This window comes from Mitsuokella multacida DSM 20544 (assembly GCF_000155955.1).
In the GTDB taxonomy this organism is placed as follows: domain Bacteria; phylum Bacillota; class Negativicutes; order Selenomonadales; family Selenomonadaceae; genus Mitsuokella; species Mitsuokella multacida.
Genome location: NZ_GG697141.2, coordinates 200,150 through 216,363 on the forward strand (window position 1 = coordinate 200,150; position 16,214 = coordinate 216,363).

10 protein-coding genes and 1 pseudogene are annotated in these 16,214 nt (G+C 44.6%); 10 read left to right on the forward strand and 1 reads right to left on the reverse strand.

The genetic code is table 11. The annotated features are described in order from the left end of the window. Positions 1–20: 20 nt before the first annotated feature. A complete protein-coding gene (gene ilvB / locus MITSMUL_RS01105; RefSeq protein WP_005839153.1) occupies positions 21–1,685 on the forward strand; it encodes a biosynthetic-type acetolactate synthase large subunit in 1,665 nt (554 codons plus the stop codon). Between the two features lie 73 nt (positions 1,686–1,758). Here ilvB and MITSMUL_RS01110 read toward each other — a convergent pair whose 3' ends face one another. After that, positions 1,759–2,157, reverse strand: a complete 399-nt coding sequence (locus MITSMUL_RS01110) for a helix-turn-helix domain-containing protein (protein ID WP_040635236.1) — start codon at positions 2,155–2,157, stop codon at positions 1,759–1,761. A 132-nt stretch (positions 2,158–2,289) separates the two neighbouring features. Here MITSMUL_RS01110 and MITSMUL_RS13155 point away from each other — a divergent pair. The 9 genes and pseudogenes from MITSMUL_RS13155 (at position 2,290) to MITSMUL_RS01150 (ending at position 16,211) form a co-directional block, all read left to right on the forward strand. After that, positions 2,290–3,638 (forward strand): annotated as a pseudogene (locus tag MITSMUL_RS13155) (IS701 family transposase). A 281-nt stretch (positions 3,639–3,919) separates the two neighbouring features. Then, positions 3,920–5,566, forward strand: a complete 1,647-nt coding sequence (locus MITSMUL_RS01120; protein ID WP_248614800.1) for a phosphoadenosine phosphosulfate reductase domain-containing protein — start codon at positions 3,920–3,922, stop codon at positions 5,564–5,566. Positions 5,567–5,609: 43 nt separating this feature from the next. Beyond that, positions 5,610–6,497 carry a DUF4007 family protein gene (locus MITSMUL_RS01125; RefSeq protein WP_005839161.1) on the forward strand — a complete coding sequence of 296 codons (888 nt, stop codon included), beginning with the start codon at positions 5,610–5,612 and terminating at the stop codon, positions 6,495–6,497. A 10-nt stretch (positions 6,498–6,507) separates the two neighbouring features. After that, positions 6,508–10,113 (forward strand): hypothetical protein, encoded by a 3,606-nt coding sequence (locus MITSMUL_RS01130; RefSeq protein ID WP_005839164.1) that lies wholly within the window; start codon positions 6,508–6,510, stop codon positions 10,111–10,113. A gap of 11 nt (positions 10,114–10,124) precedes the next feature. Then, on the forward strand, positions 10,125–11,270 hold the full coding sequence (locus tag MITSMUL_RS01135; protein ID WP_040635239.1) for an aminotransferase class V-fold PLP-dependent enzyme: 1,146 nt from the start codon (positions 10,125–10,127) through the stop codon (positions 11,268–11,270). A gap of 10 nt (positions 11,271–11,280) precedes the next feature. Next, positions 11,281–13,476 (forward strand): DEAD/DEAH box helicase family protein, encoded by a 2,196-nt coding sequence (locus tag MITSMUL_RS01140; protein WP_005839168.1) that lies wholly within the window; start codon positions 11,281–11,283, stop codon positions 13,474–13,476. 4 nt (positions 13,477–13,480) lie between these two features. Next, on the forward strand, positions 13,481–13,654 hold the full coding sequence (locus MITSMUL_RS12645; protein WP_005839169.1) for a hypothetical protein: 174 nt from the start codon (positions 13,481–13,483) through the stop codon (positions 13,652–13,654). Positions 13,655–13,674: 20 nt separating this feature from the next. Continuing rightward, entirely contained in the window at positions 13,675–15,672 is a 1,998-nt protein-coding gene (locus MITSMUL_RS01145; RefSeq protein WP_211205201.1) for an AAA family ATPase, read from the forward strand. Next, entirely contained in the window at positions 15,672–16,211 is a 540-nt protein-coding gene (locus tag MITSMUL_RS01150; RefSeq protein WP_005839173.1) for a hypothetical protein, read from the forward strand. The genes MITSMUL_RS01145 and MITSMUL_RS01150 overlap by 1 nt, the downstream gene beginning before the upstream one ends. The last annotated feature ends 3 nt before the right edge of the window (positions 16,212–16,214 follow it).

Sequence of the window (16,214 nt, forward strand, 5' to 3'; positions counted from 1 at the left end):
CGGCAGAAAGGGGAAGGCAGATGAAGGGAGCGAAGGCTGTCGCTCTCTGTCTCAAGGAACAGGGAGTCGACACGGTTTTTGGTTATCCGGGCGGCATGATCCTGCCGCTTTACGATGCATTTTATGAGAACCCGGACATCCGGGAAATCCTCGTGACACACGAACAGAATGCCGCGCACGCAGCCGACGGCTACGCGCGCGCTTCGGGCAAGGTCGGCGTCTGCATCGCGACGTCGGGCCCCGGCGCGACAAATCTCGTCACGGGCCTTGCGACGGCCTTCATGGACTCCGTGGCGGTCGTCGCCATCACGGGCCAGGTCGACACTTCACTCCTGGGGCGCGATGCGTTCCAGGAGACGGACATCCTCGATGTCACGATGCCGATCACGAAGCACAACTTCAAGGTCAAGAAGGCCGACCAGCTCGTGCCGACCGTGCGCAAGGCCTTTGCGCTGGCGCGCCATGGCCGTCCCGGTCCCGTGCTCATCGATGTGCCGCGTGACCTCTTTTTCGCGGATGTCGACTACAAGCCGCAGGCCGTGCAGCCCGAGCATCACGGGAAACCGGATGCTGACTTCCTGATCTGCGCGGCAGAGGCGGCCGACGAGATTGTCCAGGCCAAGCGGCCCGTGGCGATTGTCGGCGGCGGCGTCATCTCCGCCGGTGCGACGAAAGAGGTCATCGCCTTCATCGAGAAGTACCACCTGCCTGTCGTCCACACGCTCATGGGGCTCGGCGCGATACCGCGCTCCCATCCGCAGTCGCTCGGCTTTGCCGGCATGCACGGCGAGAAGGCCGCGAATCACGCGATTGCCGCGGCCGACCTCGTCGTCGCCATCGGCAGCCGCTTTGGCGACCGCCAGACGGGCAACCTCGACAAGTACACGGAGAACACGAAGTTCATCCACATCGACATCGACCCCGCCGAGATCGACAAGAACGTGGGCAACTCGCTCGGCCTCGCCGGCGACATGAAGACCATCCTTTCCCTGCTCATGAAGCACGAGCCGAATTCCGCCCTGACGGACTGGTGGCAGCAGATCGACAAGTGGGAGGAGTCGTACGCCTACGACTACCATCAGAGCCGGCTGACGGTCCCCTGGGCGATGCATCAGGTCATGCAGCGCACGAAGGGCAAGCCGTACGCCTTTGCGACGGATGTCGGGCAGCATCAGATGTGGGCGGCGCTTCACCTGCGCATCGAAGAGCCGCGCACGTGGCTGACCTCCGGCGGCCTCGGCACGATGGGCTTCGGCTTGCCGGCCGCCATGGGCGCACAGCTCTACTACGGCAGGGACCGGCGCGTTATCCACGTGGCCGGCGACGGTGGCATCAAGATGACGGGCAACGAGTTCTACACGATCGCGCGCCTGCAGCTGCCGATCATCTCCCTGATCGTCAACAACAGGAGCCTCGGCATGATCCGCCAGCTCCAGAAAGTCATGTACAAGGAGCGCTACATCGCCTGCGAGCTCGACTACCCGATGGACTACGTCAAGTACGCCGAGTGCTTCGGTATCGAGGCTGAGTCCGTTTCCACCCAGGACGAATTCGCCGAGGCCCTTAAAAAAGCACTCGAGGACCGCGACCATCCGCGTGTCATCGTCCTCAACGTCTGGCGCAGCTTCGTCGAACCCATGACCAAGGGCGGCGCCCGCATCGATGAGTTCGTCGAATTCAAGTAATAAAATAATACATAATAATAATATATAAAAAGAAGCGCTATTCTTTATGCGAGGGATAGAGCTTCTTTTTTGTTTAAATATGTGAATGAGCATCATCTTTAGATAAATTAATGATGGCATCGATGATGGCGTTTGACTTTTCATCTAGATGAGGATATTCGTTGATGAGTTGTAACAAACGTTTATTCGTGATGTTTTCAGCAACCTTGGTTGTATTTATATAATCCGTTTCGAAGGAAGCCTGTTCCTCTCGATACGAATTGCTATCATCTTTTACATAAGGTATCAGGGAAAGAATGGATATTCTTAATGCATCTGCTAAAGCGATTAAATCTTCAATTGTAATGCCTGTGGTATAACCTCCCTCCCAATTCGAAATTACCTGCGAACACTTATGCACCATCTGACCAAGTTTGGTTTGGGTGAGTTTTAGTTCTTTTCTCCTTTTCCTGATGTTGTCGCCGATAGACATGAGCCTGCACACCTCCATACTTTTCATTATACAGAATCAGCAGTTTACAGCTTTTGAGACATAATAAAATCACGTAGCCCCTGCTGGTGTATAATAGATTCACCACAAACCAAACACGAGAGGTGCTACGTGATGTCTCAATTATACACCAGTCAGTCGACAGTTGACAAACTCTTGACGATTTTTTCTTCCTTGTTTCTCGCTGCAACGAGACCGCCACGCCATCTGCTGGCGTGGCTCCTCATCGCTCAGCTGGCTCTGGAGTCGGCTTCGTCGGTGCGCTGCCTGTTCCGGCAGTTCCTGTCGAAGCAGACGGACGCATCGCTCAACAGCTATTACCGTGCCCTTGGCAACGGCCTCGTCACGGATGCATCCATTCGCCAGGCCTTGGCGCTGCAGGCGCTTGCCATAGTGCCAGAGGCAATGCGGCAGGAGCCTATCCTGCTCAGCGTGGACGACACGTCCATTGCCAAGTGGGGCAAGCACTTCGACGGTGTAGGGATCCTGTACGACCACGCCAAACACGATGGCAAGTCCTATTTCAATGGCCATGTATTTGTCAGCTTGACGATGAGCGTGCCGGTCCTCCATGAGAACGCAGGCAAGCAGCAGATCCGTTATATCGCGGTGCCGATTGGCTACGTCATGAGCAACGGCGAAGCCTCGAAGCTGACGCTTACCTGCCAGCTTCTCGATGAAGTCATGCCAATCCTTGAAAAGCGCCAGGTCATCCTGCTCTTCGACAGCTGGTATGCCAAGCGTGAGCTGCTCGCGCATGCACTCCGCTACCCGAATCTCAACGTGATCTGCAATGCACGTCATGATACGGCGATGTTCGAACTGCCGGGTTCGACGGCAGGCCGCCGAAGTACGGCAAGCGACTGATGCTGGATGAGATTGCCGATGATCTCACAAATTATCTTTGTCGGATGGACGACTATTTTGTCGCCCACCGTCTGGTGAAGACACGCATCTTCGGTGACCGCACCGTCCATGCCTATGTGACGCTGAGCAAGAGCGGCTCATACCGTCTCTTTTTCAGCACCGTAGATTCGATGGCCCTGCACATGAGCATTGCCTGGCAGGAGAACAAGACGCTCCGCAACACCAGCTCCAAGCATATGGCGATTTACCCACTCAAGCTCTACAAGCTCCGCTGGGGCATTGAGACGAACTACTACGAGCAGAAGATGTTCTGGGAGCTCGGCAGCTACAAAGTTCGCACGAAGACTGCGATTGAGCACCTGCTAAACCTGACGAATGCCGGGCACGCTCTCATGAAGATCCTGCCGTATGAGGACGAGAAGCTAAGCACCTACCAGGACAAGAGCCCGCAAGAGCTGCGGCACGCGCTGAGTCAACAGATCCACAAGGAAGTATTTTTCGCCACTTTGGTGTCCAAAGCCCAAAGTAGCATAAATTCAAGCGCTCTGCTCAAAGCCTTGCAGGTCTTGGCCTGGGGCGATGGGCAAGCGGCTTAAAAGCTGTAAACTGCTATACAGAATCTAACGTTAAATGTTATAAACCTGACGATATATGAGAATATAATTGCCGTTTTGTTGCAAAATAACGTAACTCGTTATATAATAAAAGTGTATATCTTGAGTTAAGCTCAAAATATGTGGCTTTTTGCCCTTTTTTACAGGTAATTAACGAATTTTGTTGTGTATAGAATAAAAGGTAACATATAAAAATGTGGTGCAAACACTGTGAGATAGAGACAAACGAAAAAGAATGCCCGATTTGCGGGCAAAAAACAGAAATGAATGTTCCTACAGAAATTTATTGGTGCGAGCATTGCCAGGTACCGATTATCCGTCGAGTCAATCAGTCCGGTCAGTCAGAATGCCCGATTTGCGGACAAAAGACGAAGTATATGGCATCTGACCTGCGCCCAGTTTTTCCAGAAGAGCGACTGCTGTTGGAATTGCTCTTGAAATTTGAGCCCTTGAGCTTGGCTGAAAAATCTATCTGGGCAAATAAGAACCGCTATTACATTGACGGTCATTCCAAGGTAATTACAGCCAAGAACTATGAAGCAGCTGATATTGAGCAGGTAAGGAAAATTCTGCAGGAACATGCTCAGGAAAAATATTCTGGAGCCTTTAAGCGTCATATCCAAGACTTTTTGACAGTCAATCGTCATCATCTGCAGTCTATCATCGACGAGGCTCATCAGTTTATCAGAGAGGAAGCTTCTAAATATCCTGCAGAGAATATAGTATTGTCATTTTCAGGTGGCAAAGATTCGACAGTTACGGCAGACATTGTCACAAAGGCACTGAGCAATCCGAGTCTTGTTCATATTTTTGGCAATACAACATTGGAATTCCCGACAACATTGACATACGCAGAGCGGTTCCGTAAGAATCATCCACAGGCCATTTTTCAGATTGCCCAGAATCGGGAACAAAATTTCATGGATATGTGCAAAGTAATTGGCCCGCCTGCCAGGATGATGCGCTGGTGCTGTTCTATGTTCAAAACAGGACCGATTACACGAGTCATTAGTAATCTGTATCGAAATCAGCAGATTTTGACTTTTTATGGTATCCGTCGTTATGAGTCTGTCAGCCGCAGTAAATACAATCGCGTTGAGAAGAATACAGAGTCGGTAAAGATACAGCAGCAGACGGTTGCTGCCCCTATATTCAATTGGAAGGATATTGATGTCTGGCTTTATATCTTGGGTGAGAAAATTGACTTTAATGATGCTTATCGCTTGGGATATGACCGTGTTGGCTGTTGGTGCTGCCCTAACAATAATAAAAGAGCGCAGTTTCTTTCCAATATATATATGCCAGAGCGTTCGACGAAGTGGCGTAACTTTTTGATTGACTTTGCCCATGAGATCGGCAAGGAAGATGCCGAGGTTTATGTTGGTACGGGCAAGTGGAAGGCACGACAGGGCGGAAATGGACTTCCTGCAGCTAAAACTGTCAAATTGCAGTATACGAACTGTACTTCAGAAGAACATTCAAAGATATATAAACTGTTCCGGCCATATGATGATGAACTGGTGAATATGTTTGTGCCGTTCGGAAAATTAGCACCGGAACTTGGCAGAAGATTACTGCATGAGACTGTAGTGTTGGATATCCATACCAATGTTCCTATTTTGTCCATTCAGCCGTTTAAGCAGGATGATTATGAACATGCAGTCAAGGTCAAGACAATGAATGTCAAGGACCATGATGCACTGCAGAGAATGGCAGGATATCAGATACGAAAGTTCAACGCATGCCGCCGCTGCCTGAAATGTGAATCCTTATGTCGGACAGGGGCTATTTCTATCATTGGAGATTCTTATTGTATTGATCCACAGAAATGCATACACTGTCAGAAGTGCATGAATGCAAAATATTTAGCGGGCGGCTGTATGATGGATAAATATTTAAGAACGAAGTAACGTATCGTTACTATAGCAAATAGATGAGTGAGGAGAATCAAGTATGAAATTCAGGGGCCATGAGACATTCTTTATCCGTAAAGGCTGGCTTACCAAAGGGATGAAATATGTAAAGCGTCATCCAGACGTATTTGTCAGCAAAGAAGAAAAGCCCATGGATGTCCTGGGAATTGGTTCTAATATGGTTAGATCTCTTCGCTATTGGATGCAGGCTGTTGGCATCACAAAAGAGCCGACACATGGTAAGAGAACTCAGCAGTTTACACCGTTAGGAGAACTTATCTATCGTTATGATCGCTACATCGAGGAACAGGGAACGCTTTCATTACTGCAATATGAGTTGGCTTCGAATCAGGAAGAAGCGACAGCGTGGTATTTTTTCTTTAATGAATTTCAGATGTTGGAATTCACGAGAGATGATTTCATCAGAAGCCTTAAAAATTATGTTTTAATGAAGGATGAAGAGACAAGTGTAGCGGATCGTTCATATCAAGATGATTTTAGCTGCATCATCAACACATACATTCCTAGAATCAAAGGCGGCCGACTGCAGTTTTCTCCTGAGAACAATATTGCCTGTCCCTTGGGAGAATTGGGCTTGATTGATTACGTCAGTCAAGATAGAACGATTTATCGCAAGACGATGGTCCAGCCGCAGATGTTATCTCCATATATTGCTTTAGCCATGATTCTTTTGCAGCATGGTGATAATACAGAGGTTTCCTTGGAATCACTGCTTCATGCGTCTAAAAGTATTGGCAGAGCATTTAATCTTGATATGACAACTTTGATGCAGCTGCTGAAACAATTAGAGCAGTTGGGGGAAGTCGAAGTCGTACGTACGGCAGGTCTGGATGTAGTGCACATTATGACAGAATATACGGCACAAGAGTGTATAGAACAGTATTATCAAGACATCTTAAAGGAATGAAGAGAAAATTATGAGTGAAATGATACACATAGCATCGGGATTCCAGTATTCTGTGAATCTGCGTTATGACCTTAATCGTGAGGATAAAATAGAGAACTTCATTCCGACTTCGGCTGCATTGGATTTTATGGAAGACATCATGAAGTCTATCAGAGAAAATTCTACAGAACGGGCGAGAGTCTTAGTCGGGGCTTATGGTAAAGGAAAATCTCATATGGTCCTGACAATGCTGGGATTGCTGCTGAAAAAAGATTTGCAGAAGTTCAAGCATTTACAGCCTAAATTATCTGAGCATAAGGCCTTAGCAAAGGAGATTGACCGCTATTATAGCAGTTCGGGGAAGATTCTGCCGGTCATCATCTCAGGCAGCAGTACAAGTATTCCTCAGTCGTTCCTGACGGCCTTGGAGCAGTCCTTAAGAGATAATAATCTTTTGGATATTATGCCAGACACAAATTATAAGGCAGCGGTACAATGCATTCAAAAGTGGCAGCAGGAATATCCGGATACGTATCAGGCATATATCAATATGATTGCTGATGAGCCAGAAGATTTTATCAAACGCCTGGCACAGTATGATGTGCAGGCCTATGAAATTTTTGAACGTTTGTATCCACAGCTGACGGCAGGAAGTGTATTTAATCCATTCCTTGGTTTTGATATTGCAGAACTTTACAGCAGCGTAGTGCGTTCCCTGAAAGATAAGGGGTATCAAGGAATTTATGTCGTCTATGATGAATTTAGCAAGTATCTGGAAGCGAACATACAGGAAGCTTCTGTCAGTGATACAAAGATGCTGCAGGATTTCGCAGAGAAATGCAATCGCAGTGGCAAAGAACAGCTTCATCTTTTGTTGATATCGCATAAGGAGATTGCGAATTATATCGACCGTCTGCCAAAACAGAAGACCGATGGCTGGCGCGGTGTCTCGGAACGATTCAAACACGTCCATATGCGTGCAGAATACGCTCAGACGTATGAACTGATTGATAACGTCATTCAAAAAGAAGAATTATTGTGGAAATCGTTCACTAAAAAATATCATGACCAATTTACGTTGCTGATGAGGCAATACTTAAACCATTCGATATTTGCCGATTTAAATCATAAAGTAGCAGCGCGTGTTATCTTGGAATCTTATCCGTTGCATCCGGTATCTGTCTTTATTCTGCCGCGCTTGTCAGAGCGTATTGCCCAGAACGAAAGAACGCTGTTTACCTTCTTATCGGCAGATGGTACTGCGACTTTGCGGGATTTTTTGCGTCGGTATGGCCAGGATGATTTTCATCTTATTACGGCAGACCTTTTATTTGATTATTTCCATCCTTTGATGGAAAAGGAAGCCTATGACGGAGAAATTCACCAGCGCTATCTGCTGGCAAAATCCATTCTGCAAAAAGTTCATGAGAATGAATTGCAGCAGAAAATTGTTAAAATCCTGGCGCTGTTTTACATGGTAGAACAGTTTGATGTGTTGCCACCGACAAGAGAAGAATTGACAAATATCCTGCGTTTTGCTTATTCGGCAGAAGCGATTGATTCTGCACTTGATGATTTAATCGAACGTCAATATGTTGTATATCTGAAACGCAGCAACGGGTATCTTTGCCTGAAACAGAGCTCGGGTGTTGATGTACAGCAGAAAATAAAAGATTTCATCGCTTCACATCAGGATATAGATATGAAGACGCTGCTCAACGGCATGAATTTTAACCGCTATCTCTATCCAGCAAGGTATAACGATGAACGAGAAATTACCCGCTTTTTTGCAGTTGAATTTATTACGGCTGAAGAAGTCAGGGAAGACGTGAATTGGCAGGTAAAAAGCGAATCGATAGCAGCAGATGGTGTCATTTATGCAGTTTTGCCAAATGAAGAGGCCGAGATTCAACAAACAGCGGATGTATTGCAAAAATCTGGTGATGAGACAAAAAGATTTGTCTTTGTGGTACCAAAGCATTATCAGCCTATTCGTGATACCTTGTTCGGTTTCTATGCAGCAGGACAGCTAAGAGATGCAGCGGGAGAAGATTATGTTCTTCGCGATGAATATAATCTGATTTATGAAGATTATTATGTCATAGTGAGGTCTTTCCTGCAGAGCTATACTCGTCCGGAAATGAAACAGGCCTATTATTATCATATGGGACAGCGTCTGCATATTCGCAGACGTGCAGAGTTATCGACATTGTTATCTAAAATCTGTGACTTTACTTACCCGATGACGCCGGTTATTAATAATGAAGTCATCAATAAAAATGAAATCACGGTAATGGCAGCTAGGAGTCGTCATAAAGTTGTAACAGCCATACTGCGTCCGATAACAGAGCCAAATTTAGGTTTGATAGGCTCAGGGCAGGATATGTCTATTATGCGCAGCACTTTGATGCGTACAGGGATTTTGACAGCAGATAATGATAAATGGCAGTGGCATAAGCATACCGGAGATGCGGAAATGGATTATACGATGGCCACTATTAGTGCATTTCTGGAGCATGCAGGTGAAAACCAGCCAGAGTCTTTTGCTGATTTGTATTATCAGTTGATGTCACCGACTGGACGTATTGGTTTGCGCAGGGGCGTTATACCGATTTTATTAGCGGTGGCAATGCGTCCATACTTGCAGTCGCTGTTGATTTATGAAAAGGATGAGCAGTTGCCGATTCAGGCTGACACGCTGGAGCAGATTAATGCTCATCCAGAAAATTATCAATTGAGAAGACTTAATTGGTCGCAGGAAAAAGAAACGTATATCGAAGATTTGGGGCAGCTCTTTAACGCATCACTGCAGGATCATGTTCAGGGCAGAGTCGATTACGATGCAACAGCACATGCTATTATGGCCTGGTATCTTGCTCTTCCGAAATATACTAAAGAATTACAGCAAAAGCCAACAGGTGAAAAACTAGAGAAAAAAATCAGGGCATTTCGCAAGGCTGTAAGCTCAGAGCGAAGCAGCAGCAAGTTGCTTTTTGTCAAAATGCCTGAAGCATGTCAGTTGACAATAAATGATGCAGGTGTTCTTATTGATGCAATAAAAAATATCAAGACCGAATTGGATAATGCGCTGGATGCGTTGGTAAATGAAATTTGTCAATTTATGATAAAAGTCTTCAGAAACGCACAGCCTGAACGAGCATCTCTTCATTCCATTTTGATGGACTGGTATGAGCAGCTGCCCTCTGCTATTGGAGAAGAAGTTTTTTCGGATGGTACAACTATCTTCCTTAAAATTTGTCAGGGTGACCTCTTAGGTGATGTACAGCTCATTCGGCAGTTAGCCCGAGAGGTAACAGGGCTGCGCCTGGAAGATTGGTCAGATAGGACATATTCAGAATTCTGTACGAAAGTAAAACGCTATAAACAGACGGCAGAAGAATTTCAGCCTGTAAATCAGGAAAATGCAGAAACAGCAGAAGAAGTGGAAGATGGATATTACTTCTCTTATCCGGAAGCCGGACAAATGGTACGCAGACATTTCGTCAAGGTGCCATATTCTCCTAGAGCTAAGCTGCTGTTGAACAGCATCACGGCAGATATTGAAGCAATGGGACAGGCTATCAATCCTGAGGAAAAACGTCAAGTAGTGGCAGAAATCCTGCAAAAGCTCTTTTAAGGGAGGAAGCTATGGAATATTTTGATAATGCAGCGACAACATATCCTAAACCAGAATGTGTTTATCATGAAATGGACAACTTTTACCGCAGTCATGGTGGCAGTGCCGGCAGGGGAACCCATGAAGGAGCGAAGTCCGCAGGAATGCTGATTGCTGAGACCAGAGACCGGCTTAAATCCCTTTTTCATGCGCCGAATCATGAGGTCATCTTTACACCGACAGCTACATTGGCGTTGAATATGATTATTCAAGGAATGATTAAAGCTGGGGCTCGTAATATCTATATATCGCCATTTGAGCATAACGCAGTCACCCGAGTGCTCCATGCTTTGGCTAAAGAATACACGCTGTCTGTTCATCAACTCAAAGTCAGAGATAATCTTGCTTATGATATGGAACGCATCCGTTATCAGTTTGATAAACAGGCACCAGATTTTGTTATTGTATCGCATGCAAGCAATGTTATTGGTTTGATTGCACCAGCGCCGGATATTTTCTCTTTAGCAAAAAAATATCAAGCTTGTACATTATTGGATATGTCACAGACCGCAGGACTGGTAGATATCGATATACAACGTTCTGATTGTGATTTTGCCGTTTTTGCTGGACATAAGACATTATACGGCCCTACAGGTATTTCAGGATTCCTTATGAAGCCGGAGATTTCGCTACCGCCAGTTCTATTCGGGGGAACTGGTGTGGCTTCGGCAGAACAAGATATGCCGCAGGATTTGCCAGCACGTTATGAGATGGGAACAATGAATATCTCAGGCATCGCTGGGCTGCATGCAGCGTTAGGCTGGCTGCTGGAGACAGGGATTGACAATATACGCAAACGGGAACATGCAAATCGTCAGCAGCTGTTGGAAATTCTTGAAGGATATGACTATTTACAGTTGGTTGGGGTTAATCCGGAAAGAGAGTACATTGGTGTGGTATCGGTGCTTATTGATGGAATCAGCAGTGATAGTGCGGGACCACTTTTTGATGAACATGACATTGCCATCCGGACAGGCCTGCAATGTGCACCCTTGGCACATAAGTTTTTAGGGACATTCCCCGCAGGGACACTTCGCTTTAGTGTCAGTTATTTCACGACAGAAAGGGATTTTGAAGCATTGAAGTCCGTTTTGGATGAAATACAAGAAGATATATAAGAGGTCAGATATGAGTTTACAGGATATTGCACTGAAAACAGAATATCGTTCCTTTCAGGATGATATCGCGCAGGATTTTTATATCCCCGCTTTGAAGCAGGCCGTCAGATATAAAAGGGCAGTGGGCTTTTTCTCTTCATCCATTTTGTCAATGATAACAGCAGGCTTGTATGAATTTTATCAGCACGAAGGCAAAATCGAATTGTTGGCATCGCCTAAACTTTCAAGAAAAGACATAGAAGCTATTGAACAGGGATATGCTGCAAGAGAAACCGTTATCGAGCGATCTTTGAGGCGGGAATTATTGGATTATGAAGATTTCTGTACGCTGAATCGCTTGAACTTGCTGGCAAATCTTATTGCTGATGAACGTCTTGATATCAAGATTGTGGTGCCAAAAGGCAGAAAAGGTATTGGCATGTATCATGAGAAAGTTGGTCTGCTTGAAGATTCTTTTGGCAATATTGTGGCCTTTTCAGGATCGATGAATGAGAGCGGTAATGCGTTGGAGCAGAATTATGAATCCTTCGATGTCTTTTGTTCATGGCAAGAAGCAGATGCTGCAAGAGTCATGCAGAAATCAGCTGACTTTACTCGCTTATGGTATAATCTTGATTCCCATGCATCGGTGCAAACATTTCCTGAAGTTACATCATATCTGGTAGATAAATATCGTATAGGCCCAGTAAAACCGATAAAAGAAATTTATCCTGTATATCATCCTCAGTCAGATGAACAAATCGCAGAAACGGTTGACGATAACGAGGCTAAAGTCGAGTCTCAAAAGTCAGGATTTCAAATCCCTAAAGAATTGAGGCTTTATTCCTATCAGCAGCAGGCAATTAATTCATGGCGGCAGCATGGCTATCGTGGCATCTTTGATATGGCGACAGGAACAGGTAAGACGCTGACTGGATTGGGAGCATTGGCGGCTTTATGTGAGCAGAAGCCGCGTCTGGCTGTTATTATCGTTTGTCCTTATCAGCATTTGGTTGACCAGTGGGGTGAGGATATCGAAAAATTCAAGGTGCATCCAATTATCGGACATAGCGCATCACCACAGCATAATTATAAGGAAAGACTCAGATGGGCAGTATTCAGCTTTAACCTAGAAGCTCGAGATTTTTTCTGCTTTATTTGCACGAATGCGACATTTGCTGCTGATTGGGCACAAGCAGAATTCGCCAAACTGAAGGAACCATCAGTTTTAGTGGTAGACGAAGCACATAATTTTGGTGCTGAAAAATTAATGCAGACGCTGCAGAAGAACTATACCTATCGATTAGCACTTTCCGCAACGATGGACCGACATAATGATCCGGAGGGAACAGAGTGCCTGTATCGATTCTTTGGCGATGTATGCATTCATTATGACCTTGGACGGGCAATTCAAGAAAAAAAGCTTGTGCCGTATGACTATTATCCTGTTGTCATTTACCTCACGGAAACAGAATTGAAAAAATATCAACAGCTGACCATCGAGATAGGTAAAGGCATCTATAAAAAGAAAGGAAAAATCATTGTTACACAAAAGGCTAAAACGCTGCTGCTAAAGAGGTCGCGTATAGTTGCTGGGGCAATGAACAAAGTCGAAAAGCTGCGCGAAATGATGCTAGAATTTAAAGATAAGCATGACATGTTGATTTATTGCGGCGCAGCACAAGTCGGCATAGAAGATGAAAATTTGGATATCCGGCAAATTGATTACATCTCGCGTATGTTGAATTTTGAGTTAGAAATGAGAACGGCACAGTTCACATCCAAAGAGTCTATGGACGAAAGAGCTCGGCGGATAGAAGAATTCAAGTCACATGACATACAAGCCCTAGTGGCCATTAAATGTCTTGATGAAGGCGTCAATATTCCGAGTATTCGCACGGCGTTTATTCTAGCTAGTACGACAAACCCGAAAGAATATATCCAGCGACGGGGTCGTGTATTAAGGCGTTATCCAGGGAAAGAATCTGCAGTTATCTATGATTTTATTACCTTGCCACGTTCCTTGGACGAAGTTCGAAATTCAGATGCAGCATTAGGATGGCATGAACTGGCCTTGGTAAAAAATGAGCTCAACAGAATGGTAGAATTCCGTAATCTTGCTAGGAATTTTTATGTATCGGATCATTTGATTGATGAAATAAGGGATACGTACAATATTCCGATAACAGAAACTGGATTTGTTGATGAAAGAGAAGAGTGGGGGTAGTCATATGGATGGACAGCAGGATTTTAAAGTTGATCAGGATATTGTCAAACGCTTGATATTCAGGATTATCATGGATGAAAATAAAAACCTGAAATTTCCATACAACCAAAGAACACCTGACAATAAAATGGCGGAGAAGATATACCAAAACATTGTCGATGAAGTTTCAAAGGGGTGAATGACGTGATTATTAAAAGCATGACACTGGAGAATTTCCGCCAGTTTAAAGGTGAATCTACACTGGATTTCGCCACAGATTCTCATAAAAATGTTACTGTCATTATGGGAGAAAATGGTGCAGGAAAGACGACGCTAGAACAGGCTTTTATGTGGTGCCTTTATGGAACAAATACATTTCGGTTAAAGGAACTTATTAATCGTGAAGTACGAGATACTATGATTAGCGGTGATGAAGAAAGAGTATCCGTGACTTTGATGATAAGCCATAATCAGAAGAATTATAAGATTGTACGTAAACAACGACTGAAAAAACAAGGTGTTCGTTTTGATAAGAACCCGGAGGAGAATTTCTGGGTATACGAACAGAATGAAAATGGTGACTATACTCCTTTGACTAGTACGAAGGGCGCAGCTATGATTCGTGAATTCCTGCCCGAAGAACTGTCCGGTTTTTTCTTTTTTGATGGCGAACGCTTAGATCATATGAGCGAAGAATTATTAAACCATGGTAAGAGTAGTAATTTTAAGGGAGCTGTTCGTGGTTTAGTAGGATTAACTGCTATGATGAATGCGATAGAGCATCTCGGCAGAGAGAATTTGAAGAGAAGTGTCATTGGCATGATTAATTCAGAAATCGATGCGCAGGGTGATGTAGATGAGACAGAGCTAAGTTCGCAGATCGAGAAGCTGCAGACGGAGCGGGATAATCAGAATAATCGTCTAGAAGAGATTAAACCGGAACACGATCGATATCAACAGGATATTGGCAGATTTCGGAAAGAATTACAGGATATGCAGGATGGGATCAAGCGCCAAAATGAATATGAAAACTGCAAGCTGAAAAAGGAGCGTGAAGAAGCAGAACAAGAAAAAGCTCGTAAAAGTATATATGAATATTTTGGTAAAAATATTGGCATGTACATTTTGATACCGCTTCTCAGACGAGCATTGAATGAACTGGATGGAGAAAATAAACTGGATAAGGGTATTCCACATATTCATGCCGATACTATAAAATTCCTGCTTGAGCGCGGTAAATGCATTTGCGGGACAAATTTAGTAGAACATCCGGAAGCAGTACAACATCTCAATGAATTGATATCTTCGCTTCCTCCGTACAGCATTGGTAATATGATTGGTCAGTATACGGACCGTGCAAGGAGTCAAACACGTGGGGCAAGTGGGTTCGCTAGAGCTTTTCAAGAGCGCATGGCAAATTACGCACAGCATCTAACAAATATTGAAGAAGCAGAGGATCGAATGCATGATCTTGAGAAATTACTGCCTGACCAGGAGAAAGTAAAAAATCTGAATGGACGGATTGCGGAAGCAAAAGTAAATGCTAAGCGATTGAATGATGAGATATATCAGTTGGCAGGAATTGTTCACGAAAAAGAGTCGCAAATTACGCGATTAGAGGCAGAACGGCTTCATTATAGACAGGCCTCTGTGAGAAATCGTAAACAATTACGGTATTTGGCTTATGCACAGGCAATTAAAGATGAGCTGGAAACGAGTTATAAGAAAAAAGAAGAGCAGGTTCGAGAGGATCTTGAAAACTGCATCAATCAGATTTTTGAAGATATCTATGATGGCGGTATACAGATTTCAGTCAGTGAGAACTATAATATTGTGACTACCGTTATTGATACCGATGCAGCAAGTGGCGATGAAATAGAAAAAAATACGGCGCAAAGTTATGCTATCATTTTTGCTTTTATTGCGGGAATCATTAAAATGGCCAAAGAGGGCAGAGAAGTGACAGGCGAGAAGATTTATCGGGAAGATGAAGGCTTCCCACTAGTCATGGACGCACCACTTTCGGCATTTGATAAGAACAGAATCAAGAAAATCTGTACTGTCTTACCGCATATTGCTGATCAGGTTATCATTTTCATCAAGGATACTGATGGTGAGATTGCCGAAAAATACATGCAGGATATTATTGGTAAGAAATGGCTTTTAGAGCAGGAAACGAAAACCCGCTCTACTGTTGTAGAAAGGGCGTGTGTATAATGTTCGATAAAAATGTTGTTTTTACAGGGAAACATGCCGAATATCTTCGAGCATTAGCACAAGGCAGCGGTAAACCCGATCCCAATCATGATTGGCCTTTTAAAATGAATTATCAAGTCCTAATGGCTGCTCCAGTTATTGGCTTCTTGTATCATCGTTTCAGCCCAAAGGACAATGACAAAAACATACAGGAAAATAAAATATTCGTTGAACAGCTTATCAATAATATTGACCAATTGGAACTTATCTATCGAACCATTGTACTTCTAGCACAATCAGATAGTGTCTCTTTGGATGAACGAATGAATCGCGCATTCCGTTATGACCGTGATGAAGAGAAGCGTAGAAAAGGTGATGAAATTTTTAAAGGATATGTTCGTGGTGGTATAGAGGTCCTTTATGAGCAGCTGATTCAAGGCGCTGAAACAAAAAGTGACGATATTCAAAAGTTGCAGGATTTTGTAGTTCTTTGCGGCCAGTTTGAGCATGAAGATGATCCAGAGTGCATCTATAAATTCTGCAGGGAAGCAGGTATTTAAGGG

Bases quoted from the DNA above. Each gene is read 5' to 3' on its own strand.
- ilvB (WP_005839153.1), top strand. From the start codon at position 21: ATGAAGGGAGCGAAGGCTGTCGCTCTCTGTCTCAAGGAACAGGGAGTC.
- MITSMUL_RS01110 (WP_040635236.1), bottom strand. From the start codon at position 2,157: ATGTCTATCGGCGACAACATCAGGAAAAGGAGAAAAGAACTAAAACTC.
- MITSMUL_RS01120 (WP_248614800.1), top strand. From the start codon at position 3,920: ATGAATGTTCCTACAGAAATTTATTGGTGCGAGCATTGCCAGGTACCG.
- MITSMUL_RS01125 (WP_005839161.1), top strand. From the start codon at position 5,610: ATGAAATTCAGGGGCCATGAGACATTCTTTATCCGTAAAGGCTGGCTT.
- MITSMUL_RS01130 (WP_005839164.1), top strand. From the start codon at position 6,508: ATGAGTGAAATGATACACATAGCATCGGGATTCCAGTATTCTGTGAAT.
- MITSMUL_RS01135 (WP_040635239.1), top strand. From the start codon at position 10,125: ATGGAATATTTTGATAATGCAGCGACAACATATCCTAAACCAGAATGT.
- MITSMUL_RS01140 (WP_005839168.1), top strand. From the start codon at position 11,281: ATGAGTTTACAGGATATTGCACTGAAAACAGAATATCGTTCCTTTCAG.
- MITSMUL_RS12645 (WP_005839169.1), top strand. From the start codon at position 13,481: ATGGATGGACAGCAGGATTTTAAAGTTGATCAGGATATTGTCAAACGC.
- MITSMUL_RS01145 (WP_211205201.1), top strand. From the start codon at position 13,675: ATGACACTGGAGAATTTCCGCCAGTTTAAAGGTGAATCTACACTGGAT.
- MITSMUL_RS01150 (WP_005839173.1), top strand. From the start codon at position 15,672: ATGTTCGATAAAAATGTTGTTTTTACAGGGAAACATGCCGAATATCTT.